The 13,136-nt window shown below is 46.2% G+C and carries 13 protein-coding genes; 8 read left to right on the forward strand and 5 right to left on the reverse strand.

Going from position 1 to position 13,136, the window contains the following annotated elements; genetic code table 11:
- Window positions 1-55: 55 nt before the first annotated feature.
- From AC6R16_RS14930 to AC6R16_RS14940, 3 genes are read right to left on the reverse strand one after another with little or no spacing between them, the layout of a single operon-like run.
- The gene (locus tag AC6R16_RS14930; protein WP_004746444.1) at window positions 56-886 is read right to left on the reverse strand and encodes a hypothetical protein; all 831 of its coding nucleotides are present in this window, start codon (window positions 884-886) and stop codon (window positions 56-58) included.
- Window positions 886-1,755, reverse strand: a complete 870-nt coding sequence (locus AC6R16_RS14935) for an ATP-binding cassette domain-containing protein (RefSeq protein WP_494504031.1) — start codon at window positions 1,753-1,755, stop codon at window positions 886-888. Before AC6R16_RS14935 ends, AC6R16_RS14930 begins: the two co-directional genes overlap by 1 nt.
- A complete protein-coding gene (locus AC6R16_RS14940) occupies window positions 1,752-2,123 on the reverse strand; it encodes a GntR family transcriptional regulator (protein WP_004746441.1) in 372 nt (123 codons plus the stop codon). Before AC6R16_RS14940 ends, AC6R16_RS14935 begins: the two co-directional genes overlap by 4 nt.
- Window positions 2,124-2,325: 202 nt before the next feature.
- On the opposite strand from AC6R16_RS14940, the gene AC6R16_RS14945 reads away from it, so the two are divergent.
- The 7 genes from AC6R16_RS14945 to AC6R16_RS14975 all read left to right on the forward strand — a co-directional run bounded on the left by AC6R16_RS14945 (window position 2,326) and on the right by AC6R16_RS14975 (window position 10,380).
- Complete coding sequence (locus tag AC6R16_RS14945; protein WP_500674883.1) at window positions 2,326-4,317, forward strand: peptidase U32 family protein; 1,992 nt, start codon at window positions 2,326-2,328, stop codon at window positions 4,315-4,317.
- A 107-nt stretch (window positions 4,318-4,424) separates the two neighbouring features.
- On the forward strand, window positions 4,425-4,670 hold the full coding sequence (locus AC6R16_RS14950) for a DUF3297 family protein (protein WP_004746437.1): 246 nt from the start codon (window positions 4,425-4,427) through the stop codon (window positions 4,668-4,670).
- Between the two features lie 234 nt (window positions 4,671-4,904).
- On the forward strand, window positions 4,905-5,555 hold the full coding sequence (locus tag AC6R16_RS14955; protein ID WP_500674884.1) for a hypothetical protein: 651 nt from the start codon (window positions 4,905-4,907) through the stop codon (window positions 5,553-5,555).
- 92 nt (window positions 5,556-5,647) lie between these two features.
- Entirely contained in the window at window positions 5,648-6,367 is a 720-nt protein-coding gene (locus AC6R16_RS14960) for an ABC transporter ATP-binding protein (RefSeq protein WP_500674885.1), read from the forward strand.
- Between the two features lie 4 nt (window positions 6,368-6,371).
- Window positions 6,372-8,900 (forward strand): ABC transporter permease, encoded by a 2,529-nt coding sequence (locus tag AC6R16_RS14965; RefSeq protein WP_500674886.1) that lies wholly within the window; start codon window positions 6,372-6,374, stop codon window positions 8,898-8,900.
- Window positions 8,900-10,009 (forward strand): lipocalin-like domain-containing protein, encoded by a 1,110-nt coding sequence (locus tag AC6R16_RS14970; RefSeq protein WP_500674887.1) that lies wholly within the window; start codon window positions 8,900-8,902, stop codon window positions 10,007-10,009. The genes AC6R16_RS14965 and AC6R16_RS14970 overlap by 1 nt, the downstream gene beginning before the upstream one ends.
- A gap of 104 nt (window positions 10,010-10,113) precedes the next feature.
- On the forward strand, window positions 10,114-10,380 hold the full coding sequence (locus AC6R16_RS14975; RefSeq protein WP_272787830.1) for a DUF2999 family protein: 267 nt from the start codon (window positions 10,114-10,116) through the stop codon (window positions 10,378-10,380).
- Window positions 10,381-10,472: 92 nt separating this feature from the next.
- On the opposite strand, the gene AC6R16_RS14980 is transcribed toward AC6R16_RS14975, so the two are convergent.
- Both AC6R16_RS14980 and AC6R16_RS14985 read right to left on the reverse strand, forming a co-directional pair.
- Window positions 10,473-11,060: a GNAT family N-acetyltransferase gene (locus AC6R16_RS14980; RefSeq protein WP_500674888.1), complete on the reverse strand. Its 588-nt coding sequence runs from the start codon at window positions 11,058-11,060 to the stop codon at window positions 10,473-10,475.
- 95 nt (window positions 11,061-11,155) lie between these two features.
- A complete protein-coding gene (locus AC6R16_RS14985; RefSeq protein WP_500674889.1) occupies window positions 11,156-12,007 on the reverse strand; it encodes a helix-turn-helix transcriptional regulator in 852 nt (283 codons plus the stop codon).
- Between the two features lie 145 nt (window positions 12,008-12,152).
- On the opposite strand from AC6R16_RS14985, the gene AC6R16_RS14990 reads away from it, so the two are divergent.
- On the forward strand, window positions 12,153-13,052 hold the full coding sequence (locus AC6R16_RS14990; protein ID WP_500675348.1) for an AraC family transcriptional regulator: 900 nt from the start codon (window positions 12,153-12,155) through the stop codon (window positions 13,050-13,052).
- Window positions 13,053-13,136 lie beyond the last annotated feature (84 nt).

Below are 13,136 nucleotides of genomic sequence, written 5' to 3' on the forward strand. Positions count from 1 at the left end.
AAAAGGCGCTAACCAACCGTTAGCGCCTTTGTTATTTTCAAACCATCAAAGCGTTCTAGTCGACAGAGCGACTTAATCTTAAGCTTGCCAGTAAGCCCAACGCGCCCAATGCAAAGTAGACAACCAAGTTAACAGTGCCAACATTAGCAAAGGCAACAAGTGGATTGCCCTCAATAAGAAGATCAAATGGCAAGGTCGTTACAGCCTGTAAGAAATGGCTCACAGCGTACGTCCCTAGCAGGTTTGTCGAGAGCAGTTTAATCACGTAAAACCCAATCACCATGACTAACAGAGGCGAATTAACCTTCTGAGAAATGGCCATAGCCAAAGTTGCGAGCGGCAGTAGCGCCAAGCCCACTAACCACATGCGACCAATAAACTCAAACCAATGGGTAAAGACGTAAAAGATTGACTCACCAGTGAAGAACAGTGGGAATTTCTCCGACATGACAAGATTAATCACCCACATTAGGAAGTCAGCAGACACAACCAACATTGAACAAATGATAGGTGTCACCAGCAAACCAAAACCAAGCTTCACTAAATGTGTCGTCATGTCAGAGACAGGCATGCTACGCCAAAACATCACACTGCCCTCTTGGCGCTCTTTACGTAATGTCTTCGGGAAATAAAGGCTGGTCAATAACATCGACAAAAAGCCCGTGAAGCCAAACGCCAAGCCACTTAACTGCTTACCTAATTCATAACCAGATTCAAAGCCATTCACATCATACGTTAGCTCGTAAGTGACATTGCTTTGAATGGTCGAATTCATCAAGATCGAGAGTAGCAGCAGCACACCACACACGAGCAGCACTAAAGGAATACGCGTGATTACTTTATGTTCTAACCACTCTTTCTCTAGCATATAAAAATAAGGATTCATTACGCTGCCTCCTTCTGTAGAGCCAAGAACAGATCTGCCAGTTTTACATTGTAAATTTTTTCTACGTCGTCGAGTTGTTGCGCTTGTTCACTGCGAATCAGCCAACGCGTACTACCAAGAGCGCGCTCACTAGAAAGCGGCTTCAATGCTTCCATTTGTGCGCGTTGTTCATCGGTGGTTTCTACGATCACGTAATCTTCGGCAATGTTTTCCATCGACGATTGCAACACTGCTTGACCATGCTTAAGGATCAACACATCGGTTAGCAGGTGTTCAATCTCAGACACCTCATGGCTGGCAATAATCAGGGCACGCTCTCCATCATGAAACCATTCAAGAAGATGTCGATAAAAGGTGTCTCTGTAAACAAGATCCAAGCCGAGGGTCGGCTCATCAAGAATCAATACTTTGGTGTCAGTCGAAATCACAATCGCTAGGTGTAGCTGAACTTTCATGCCTTTTGAGAGCGATTTGATTTTGCTATTAAGCTTGATGTCGGTTTTTTCAAGTACAGCGCGCGCTTTGTTCACATCGAAACTTGGGTGAACACCGGCGGTATACCGAAGAATTTGTCTTACCGTCATCCAGTCAGGCAGCACGTTAACATCTGAAATGTAAGACAGGTGCTCCATCACTTTGGCGCGCTGTGAGATAGGCTCAAGCCCCAGTACTTGAATATCACCCTGATAGTCGTGAGCACCTAGCAGGCTTTTAATCAAAGTCGATTTACCTGCACCATTGTGACCAAGCAAACCGAGGACTTGTCCCGCTTTGAGTTCAAAGCTAATGTTTTTAATCGCTTCGCCTTGCTCTTTGGCTCGACCTGAGTAGTGCTTGGTTACCTGCCGAGCTTCAATTAATACGCTCATTGTTTGCCCTCAACGTGCAGTGTTAACTGCTCAATAAATTCTTGAAGTGGAATGTCTAGCTGCTGCAATTTCACCGCGATTGACGGGATCTGCTGCTGAATAAAATCCTGTTTTTGCGACGCTTTTAACTGACTCAGTGCGCCTTGTGCCACGAACATTCCCTGACCGCGTTTTTTTTCTACGAGACCTTCATCCACCAGTAGCTGATAACCTTTCATCACAGTGATGTGGTTGATTTTCAAATCTCCTGCGACGGCTCGGACCGAAGGTAATGCCTCTCCTTCGTTCCAAATACCTTGCAGGATTTGCTCTGTAATTCGATCCGCTAGTTGACGAAAGATAGGCTGCGTTTCGTTCCAATCTGTCATGAAGCTTGCCTTATCAATTGCGCTTTAGTGTTATACATAGGTATAACACTAAAGCAATTCGCAATGATTGCAACCAATAATTGAAATATCGCCTTGGAAGACAAATTAATTGATGCAGATTAACAAAGCTTTAATCAGCGCTAGATCACACTTTTTATCCCCGTAAAATACCGCTCCTATTTTATTGAGTAAGAGATAAGTAGTGACACGCGATCAATTTGAGTTATTAGCACCGGGCGGAGATTTAGATTCGATTAAGGCAGCCATTGCCGCTGGGGTGGATGCTATCTATTGTGGTTTAGACCGTTTCAATGCGCGCAACCGAGCCACTAACCTCACCTTAGATAACTTGAATGGCGTATTGCAGCTTGCGCACCAGCATAACTGTAAGATCTTCCTAACTCTCAACGTGTTGATTCTAGAAAGCGAAATTCCAGCCATTGTGCGCTTGCTTAGTCAATTGAACACCACAGCAATTGACGGCGTCATCGTGCAAGACCTTGGTTTGGCCTACATTCTCAATAACTATTTTCCTGATTTAGATGTACACGCCTCAACTCAGCTCAATACCCATAACGAGGGGCAGATATTGTTTCTCAATCGATTGACGGCAAGTCGCGTCAATCTATCGCGCGAACTGAACATAAATGAGATCAAGCATTTAGCTCAGTTTGGTCGTGATCATGATGTAATGATGGAGGTATTTGTCCACGGCTCATACTGCATTGGTTTCTCAGGTATTTGCTATATCAGCTCTGCGCGTAATGGCGCATCGGGTAACCGCGGGCGATGCAGCCAACCTTGTCGAGAAGAGTATGAAACCACCAAAACTGGCAATCGCTACCCACTCAATATGAAAGACAACTCGGCCTTTGGCGATTTGGCAGCGCTTGCGGATGCCGGCGTGTATTCGTTGAAAGTGGAAGGCCGGATCAAGAAATCTCACTACGTTTACACCGTGGTCGACAACTGGCGTAAACAGATTGACCGCTTGTGCGATGGCGTGGAACTGTCGAATGACACCACGGAACTGTACACCGTCTTCAACCGTGATTTCTCCAATGCATTCTTGCAAGGTGACTTCGGTAAAGCGATGTACATCGACAACCCCCGCGACCATGCGGTGAAACACTTTTCGAAAATCTACAAATGTGAATCCGCCGACGATGTAAAAGTAGTGAAGAAAAAGCTCTACGACGACAAAACAGCAATCATCGAGAAAGTAGCTGAAAAGACCCAAGACTTTGACGTCACTGCAACACAAGCCTCTGCGAGCAGCCTAAAAGGGGCGATTGATGTACCCACTTTGCCGCCACTGCCTCATCCAGAAATGCGTCAAGGAGCGCCAAAGTTATCGGTATTGATCTCATCGCCACAAGACGTCGCACTGTGCGAATACACTGATGTCGACGTCTATTTTCAGCTGCCGATGGGGCTGGCGTCTGAACTGAATGCAATGATCGAGCTGTTCCAAGCAAACCCGCAGTTAAAACCTTGGTTTCCTGCAATTTTGATTGGTGACGATTACCAAGCTGCACGCACACTGTTAGAGGCAGTAAAACCCATGCTCTCGATCACTAACAACTCCGGAGTAGGCATTTTGGCTCAAGAACTTGGATTGGGTTGGATCGCGGGCCCGCAGATGAATACAGTCAACTCTTACTCATTAAAATGTTTACAACAAGAGTTTGCCGCAAGCGGCGCATTTGTCTCCAACGAGTTGAACATGAAGCAGATGCGCCATATTAAGCGTCCGCAAAACATGCGCAGTTACTACAGCATTTACCACCCAAATACACTGCTGACTAGCCGCCAGTGTTTATTCCAACAGACCGAAGGCTGCCGCAAGATCAAAGTCAATAAAGGTTGTTTGAAGCGTTGTGACAAACGTACATCGATCATTAATCTCAAAGACAACCCGTACGTAGTGCAAAAACAAAAGGGCAGCCACAACTCAATCTACAGTGAACACAACGTATTGAATCTGCAAGTATCGCAAAATTTACCGCAACTGTTCACTGATGTGTTGATCGATCTGCGTGATATTCAAACCGAAACACAAGTGACAGCCAGTAAACCAGAACTGCTTGATGCTTTCTTAGTGCTCCTAGCACAACACAATAACGACAACGTAAGTAACATCAATCGCATGATTCAGCCAACGACCAATGCCCAGTATTTGAAGGGGTTGTAGGTTCAAACTTAGATCGTTTGTGATAACTGTCATTAGATGTCTTGAACCCATAGCAATCTGTGACTTACAATGGCGCACTTTTTTTACGGACTTCAAGGTCGAAAAACATGACAGATACAGCTAAACCAGCTCTACCAGATCGCCTATCAGGTAACCCACGTAGCCCTTTCTTTGTAAAAGAGTGCTTCGATCACCAAATCGGTATTCGTTTTAAAGGTCAAGAGCGTACAGACGTTGAAGAGTACTGCGTTAGCGAAGGTTGGGTAAAAATCGCATCACCAAAAGCGAAAGACCGCTTTGGTAACCCAATGCTTATCCAACTAAAAGGCGAAGTTGAAGCGTACTACGTGTAGGCGAAGTGTACTCGTTGCAGGGAATCTGCATGAGAGCAAAGCTTTCTAAAAGGTAAACTAAGGTTTACCTTTTTTCTTATCATTTATTTTCCATGCAAATAATTTGAGCTAGTTATCATTTATACCTCAAATAGCTGCACTTAAGTCTATTAGACCTTTCACTCAAGAACAGAGCATCTATAGTTGTTTCTTTGTATTTAACTTCGGTAAATTTAAAGTATGCGATACGCAATAATGCTTTTTACTCTATTTCTAGTAGGGTGCAACGCGATCCCCACTGGATGGAGCGCCAAATGTCAACTTCCTACGAATACTATTACATATGATGAAGCGACCGATGTTTATAAGTTCACTCTCGATGGTGATGAAAGTGATTATTGCTTTCATGACAGTCGACGAAAACGAAAAGATCGCGCTGAAATAGAACGCCCAGTAAAGCAAGAACAATACTACGTTATTGAGTTTGATTTTAAATATGAAGGACTCGGTGGTGCGAGTATTTTCCAAATCCACCCAGGGCGCCCAAATCACATTCGTGAAGATATTTACTTTGACTGCCCGCCTATACAGATAACAGCATACTTTCGCGAAATACGTTTAGATATACCGGGGGTGACTGAGCAAGAGGCTTTAAGTTCTGGGGGATATAAAGGCGAGTGGCACAAAATAACCGCAGAGTTTAAACTATCAAACAAGTCACCTTCGTATAAGTTTTACTTTGATGAAAAACTCATGTTTGAGTCTGAAAACCAAGTTGGTCTAATGTGTTTTTACAATACTGAAGTACCTGATGTATCGTTGGGATTGTATAGAGGCAACCATAACAAAGTTGAAACAGTAGAGTTTCGAAACATACAGCTTAGATCAGGCAGAATCGAACAGTAACAGCCAATACTTTCTCACAATTACCTAAGCTAACTTTGGTTCTTTGCAGATCTAGATGGTCGTCAAATAGCTAACTGGATAAAGGTGAGGAAATGGAAAGCCAACTAGTCACACTAAAACGCGCCAACAAAAGTTTCGTCGATGGCAAAGAAACCCATCACGTATTGGAAGGCGTCGACTTCACTTTAGCGGCAGGTGCGAGTGTGGCATTGACAGGCGCAAGTGGTAGCGGCAAAAGTACCCTACTCAATATCATTGCTGGTTTTGAGCCGCTTTCCGATGGTGAATTGTGGTTAGATGGCGATAACACGTCAGTTTGGAAAGACCCGCAATGGAGCCAGTTCCGCCATCAAAAACTCGGCGTTATATTCCAACAATTTAACCTATTAACACCGCTCAACGTAAAACAAAACATTGCCTTTCCTCTGCATCTAAACCAACAGAAATGGAACGAGTGGTGCGATTATCTCATCGAGACATTGGGCATAAGTCAGCTTCTTGATAGACACGTTTCTGCCCTTTCTGGCGGCCAGCAGCAAAGAGTCGCCATCGCTCGCGCTTTGGCTCATAAGCCTAAACTTCTACTTGCCGATGAACCGACAGGTAATCTCGACCAAAAAGCAGGATTGGAGGTGATGAAGCTACTAAGTGAAATCACCACCCACGGCAATACTGCGGTGCTCTTAGTGACCCACAGCCCCGATTGCGCTGAGTTTATGCAGACTCGTTTGCGGCTAGAAAACGGTCAATTACGCAATGGTGATTTGCAGCAACTCCTCCCTACTTTGCAAGAGCAAAGCGACCGAAGGTAACACCATGACTCAGGTTAGATTCTCGCGTATCAGACTCACACAGACTCGACTCACATTGAATCTGTTTGCGGCGCATTATCGCCAAGCTCCTCTTCAAGCAGCTGCCATTCTGATTGGTATCGTGCTCGTGGTAACCTTGTTTGTTGCCGTACAAGCAATCAACCTCAATGCTAAGCGCAGCTATGCGGAATCCACCGAGCAACTGAGTGCTCAAGCGCAAAACCTGATTATTCCACCAGCGGGGCAAAACTATTTGCCTGAATCGCTTTACTTCACCCTCAGACAAAACGGACTCAGTGCAGCCTTACCAGTAATTGAAGGGCGAGTTCGAGACGAGCAAGGTCGTCGCTGGTCAGTACAAGGTAGCGAATTGATTGCTGCCATCTCGTCACGCTCTCGCTATTCAACCCACAACGAACAATCATCAGGCAACGAGCAAAACATTTCTCTGTTCGACAGCGCTTTACCCCTGCCTGAGCTTTTAGCTGGCGAACCCATAGTGATGATGAGCCTGTCGCAACACCAGAACTTAGGCGAAGTAGAAACGCTGACTCTGGATGAAGTCCCGACCCGTGTCGTCGTATTACCCGATGAGTGGCAATTAGGCAGCCGAATGTTGATGGATATTGGCTTTGCTCAGCAGTTACTCAACAAACAAGGACAGCTCAGTTACATTGCCGTTTTCGACGCAGGCTCTAATACAGATAACAACGCACAAGCAAAATGGCAACACCTCATCGGCGAGCAAGGACAATGGATCGCCAACAATCAAAGTACTGACCTTGGCTCACTCACTGATAGCTTCCACCTCAACCTTACCGCGATGAGCCTGTTAGCATTTCTAGTTGATCTATTTATCGCTTATAACGGCGTGAAGTACAGCTTACTCAAACGTAATCGGCTGTTAGTCCAAGTCCAACAAGCGGGGGTTGGGCAAAACCTGGTGTTCACGTCACTGCTGATTGAACTGACCATTCTGGTTACCCTCGGCGCTTCACTCGGTTTTGTATTAGGTATGCAGCTTAGTCATTGGCTGCACCCAACCGTTGCGCTCACACTTGAACAGCTTTACGGAGCAACACTGCTTCCCGGCACTTGGCAGTGGCAATGGTGGGCACAAGCGCTGCTGCTAACCCTCGCGGCAACACTATTAGCTTGTTGGCAGCACTTTAAACAGCGAGTGAACCAGCCGCTCTCTTCTCATGGCGGTTTTTATCAAGCCCCAGAAACGTCTAACGAAAACCAACTGTTCATGATTGGTATTGTGTTGACTGTTGCTGCACTCGCTGGATTATGGCTGAGTGAGCATCACCGTTTTACAATGGCTTGGCTCGGCGTACTTGTCGTATCGATTCCTCTGTATCTGCCTAAAACACTCAGCGTACTCGCCAACGAATGTGAAAGGCGTTCCCGTTCCGGTTTGATCCAATACCTGTTCGCTGAACTGCGCGAGCTCATTTCTCCGCTTTCTCTTGCCATGATGGCACTGCTACTTGCGGTCACAGCGAATATAGGAATGAACACCTTGGTTGGCAGCTTTGAATCGACGCTAAAGCAGTGGCTCGAACAGAGGCTTCATGCCGATATTTACGTCAGTCCCGCACAGGGAGAGATTGCCAATGTAGAACGCGCATTAGAGCAATTTGACAGCGTTGAGACGGTCTACAAGCAATACTATGTTGACGATAACCTACAAGGTTTGCCCACTTTGCTCGGCACCAAAGACAAGGATACCTTAGAGCAAACCATGGTGTTCAAGTCTCACATTGATAACTTCTGGCAACGCTTTTACCAAGGTGAGTTGGTCGCCATCAGTGAACCGACTGCGGTCAAGCTCGGCTTATCGCTCGATAGCGAACTTCAGCTTGATGCAATTCCAAACCAAACTCTGCATGTAGGGGCGATATTCCATGATTACGGTTCACCCAATGGTGAAGTGTTATTGGCTCCAAAGTTGTGGCGTGAAAGCGGCTTTACCAACTTGCCCACCAGCCTTGGCGTCAAAGTCTCTGGCGACCCAGATCTCGTCTACGACCAACTGCGTAAGCAATTGAATCTGCACCCAAGTCAGCTTTATGATCAGGCTCAAATCAAATCCATCGCGCTCAATATTTTCTCGCAGACCTTCGCCATTACGCGCGCCCTCAATGGCGTAACTCTAATGGTCGCGGTGATTGGTTTATTTAGCGCTTGTTTTATGTTGCTCGACGCGCGCAAAGCCGCCATTGCGAGGCTTTACGCGCTTGGCGTCAGTCGCCGCAAACTAATGACCATGGTCATCGGGCAAATCGTCGCTTTGGTCAGCTTTACTTTGATTATCGCTCTACCACTCGGCGCTATGGTCGGTTATGTATTGACGGACATCGTTACCCTGCGCGCCTTTGGTTGGAGCTTAAATTACCTGTGGAGTTGGAGTGATGCCCTAAGCATTGCGGCAGTCACTATCTTAGTCGCGGTAGTTGCGACCCTGATTCCACTGTGGCGCTTGGTCAGCAAGCCTGTCGTGTCTAGTTTGCAAAGCGAGGTATTGTAATGAATCAATTAGCACGCAACCTCTCTTTGATATTGGGTAGCCTGTTGCTGCTTGGCTGTGAAAAGCCTCAGCAGCAAAATATGGCGATGCTATTGGGTAGTGAAGGCTCTCAACCTGAAACCAAGCCATTCACGCCTGTAGTAAAGGGCGTTGAACTCACCTTCCCTGCCGATCATCAATCACACCCTAGTTTTCGTCATGAATGGTGGTATTTAACGGCGAATTTAGTCGATGAAAGTGGCAATCCACTCGGTGTTCAATGGACACAATTTCGCTTTGCTGCCGAACCAGAAGATGGGAAAAACAAAGCGCAAAAAACCGTATGGCAAAGCCAACAAATTTATATGGCGCATAGCGCAGTAACTACGCCAGACAAGCATTATGCTGATGAGAAATGGTCACGCGATCAAGCTTCACTCGCAGGTGTCGATGCATCGCCATTTCGGGTTTATCTCGACGATTGGCAGTGGCGCTCTTCAACCGACGACCTCTTCCCCGCCACACTCAATGCCAGTTCAGAGCAGTTTGGCTACTCGCTGACACTCACTAGTAGTTCACCTTATCAAAAACAGGGCGAGCAAGGTTACAGCACCAAAAGCGCCGATGGTCAGGTGGCTTCATATTACTATAGCCAGCCGTTTATTGATGTTTCTGGCCAAGTCATTATTGATGGCAACACTCATCAGGTAACGGGTCAAGGTTGGATAGACAGAGAATGGAGCTCGCAGTTCTTGCTCGACTCACAACAAGGTTGGGACTGGTTTGCCTTAAGGCTCAGTGACGAAACCAGCTTAGTGGTATTCCAGTTGCGAGATTCCGATACAGGAAAAGCCAGTTACTCTAGCGCCAGACTGATGCGACAGGACGGCTCGGGTATCGCCATTTCACCCAATGAGATTCAATTGAACGCGACCAAACAAACTGAAATCCAAGGGCGGAATTATCCAACCGAGTGGCAAGTGGCTATTCCGAGCCAGCAAATCGAGCTTGTGGTTTCAGCGCTCAACCCAAAAGCAAAAATGCCCCTTTCAGTCCCCTATTGGGAAGGCCCGGTTCGCATCGAGGGCACTCACTCTGGCTCAGGGTATATGGAGCTAACGGGCTATTAAGCCGCAATCTAGTTTCAGCTAATTAGATTTGCGCTAGTTCAATCCGCGCTATCCAAGTGATAAACTGCTGCGCAAAGTCATCAATAGATTGAAAAGGAAATATGATGAACCCGATTATTGCACTGCTGAAAGAGAACAACATCAGCGATGAACAGATCAACGAAATCTTCCAAACTCTGACGCAAAACCCTCTTGCAGCGATGGCAACAATCAGCCAACTAGGTCTGCCACAAGACAAGCTACAAATGCTGATGGCACAAGTGATGCAAAACCCTGCGCTAATCAAAGAAGCAGTCGATGAGTTGGGATTGGATTTCTCAAAAGTTGAAGAAGCAAAAGAGAAGCTTCAAAGCCAAAACCAAGGCAGCTAAGACCTAGGGTCTATTAATATAGAAAAGGCCGCTAACCCGATAATGGGCATGGCGGCCTTTTTGTTTGCTGCTTAAACGCGTCGCTTGATCACTTAACGACTGAAAGAGGCGAATTGCTCTGCGGTCATACCGTAGTATAGTTTGTCTTCCAAGCCTTGCTCTAGCTTGTAATAGTCTTTCTGACGTCCTTCTTGGCTAAAGCCGCATTTCTCTAACGTTTTGTATGAACCCACATTCGATGAGTAGCAATCTGCACTGACTTTATGCGCCTTAAGCTCGGTAAAGCCAATATCCGTCATCATTTGGCACGCGCGAGTCGCAATGCCTCTGCCCCATGCACAAGTCGGTAGCTGATAACCTACCTCGTAATTACCCGTTAGGAACATTACCGACGTCACGGCACACATCCCCATGTATTTACCTTGCTGATCACGAATGACAAACGTCGGACTCTCTGGCCAAACGTCATCTTTGATCGCTTGAGCTGTGCTCTCAATGATTGGGCCAAAGAAACCTTCATAAAGGCTATCGTCAGCCGGGGCGAAGAACAGATACTTGTTGACCTTATCGTCATTCAGCATCTCGATAATATCTTGCAGATCAGACGCTTGAATCAGTTGAATATTCAACGACTCATTAAATGGAATGGTTTGGCCTTGTTTTAGTTTTTGATATGACATGTGTTACCTCGTTATCTGGCAACTATCTTAGTGGAACCAACCAGAGAATAATTGGACTTTTGCGACAACTTGCTTGTCTTGGTCGCCGCAAGTTCCTATTCGAAGTCACCGTAGATATCTATCGTCAGATCGCGTTTTTGCAAATACTTGTTCGGCGTTTTTCTAAGCTGCTGCTTGAGTGTGCGTATCAAGTGTGACTGATCACTAAAGCCAAATTGCTGCGAAAAACTCACCCAATCGATCGCATCTTGTTGTTTGTAGAGTGCCAAAATCATCTGCTCAAGGCGGGCCATTTGCTGATACTGCTTAACGCTCAGGCCAACCACCTGCTTGAAACTGCGCTCTAACGTTCTTCGAGAACACGCGCACTGCGCAGCAATCTGTTCCATATCTATCGCCAGCTCTGGTGAACTCAATGCTTGCGCGTCCATCACCAAAATTGCCTTCTGCGATACTAAAAACGGCTTGGCTCGACAAGGTTCAACCCTTAGAGAGTCTAAGTGACATTTTATCGAATCTAACAACGCTTCTCGTGAATCTTGCTGCCATAGTGCTTGTTGAAAATCCTCATCAAACAAAGGGCTCAGCCAATCAAACCACTGACATTGGTTAACCGCATTGACTTGGGCATCATCGTAACAAGCAGATTGGAGGGCATAGAGCCCTTCAGGTCGAAAGGTAATACCGATGCGTTTGATCGGAGCCTCATCCTCTAACAGAAGGAGATTTTCATTCGCAGTCAATAAGTGACTGCCTTTTCCTCGAAGTAAGGTTTCCCCGTTGTCATAGCTGTAGGTTTGATGCTTGGGAGTGAACAGCAAATGAGCGCGCGGATTGGGAATAAGATGAGGTTTTGGATCAATCACTTCACCATGTTCAACCTCCAAGTACCAGACTTGGTGAATAAGCCACTCGTAACCGGCTAAGTGCTGCTTCCAAGCGATCATGGTTGTCCTTGCTTACGGAGAAATGAGCAATAAGTGTGACTCAATTCGTCACTGTGCGCTACGCATTTATCAAAACTCCATTTTTAAATTGAGCCTATTTACTGTACGCTTATACAGTCATTTTAAAGCAAGGGTGAGCTCAGTAATGCGCGTTGATTATCAAAAGAGGCTGATTCCAGTGATTCGTTATCTGGAAAAGAATTTCAACCAACCCCTCAATTTGCCAGAAGTCGCGGCCCTAGCGAACCTGTCGCCATATCACTTCCATCGCACCTTTAAAGCCGTCCAAGGAGAAACCCTCGCTGATTTTGTCAGACGTTTGCGCTTGCAGTCGGCAGCCGACGATTTGTTTAAATCAAAACAACCCGTGCTAAACATCGCATTGGAGTATGGTTTTGCCTCTTCACAGAGCCTAGCTAAAGCGTTTCAGCAACATTATGGGGTAACGCCGAGCGCTTTTCGTGATTGCGAAAACTACCAGCAATTTTCTGAATTATCGCGAAACAGCAAGATTGGACACACGCTGCGCAAGAATGGAAACGCAGGAAAACCTAGCGATTCATATACTGGCTCTGAACTAACAACGTGGAGCAACAAGATGGAAACGCAAAACTTTACAGCGACAAAACTGGCTTATGTCCGAGTAACAGGCCCTTACGGCGAAGGTTATCAAGAAGCCAGTGGTCGACTCTATCAGTGGGCTGGCATGAAAGGGTTAGCGGAGAGCACTTGTATCTTCATCTATCACGACAACCCGGAGATCACCCCAAGCGATAAATGTCGTACCGATATCTGTTTGATGGTGCCTGAAGATACAGACGTAATAAATGGCATAGAACTGCAAGACTTTCCCGGTGGCGAGTACGCAGTGATGCGCCAAAACATCACACAGCACAGCCAATATGCGCTCGCTTGGGATGATTTGATGAGTAAAGTGATCGAAACAGGGCTAGAAAACGATGACAGACCTTGCTTCGAGCTCTACCACAGCTACGACCCACAAACCCAGCATGCTGACGTCAGTTTTTGTACTGCGATTAAGTAACCATAAAGCCTGCGAGTAAGCAGGCTTTTCCGCTTTTCTTATACCCCATCACTTATACTCTGACGACATAATTATTAATTACAT

It is taken from the genome of Vibrio sp. R10-SG3-ISO10 (genome assembly GCF_059834185.1).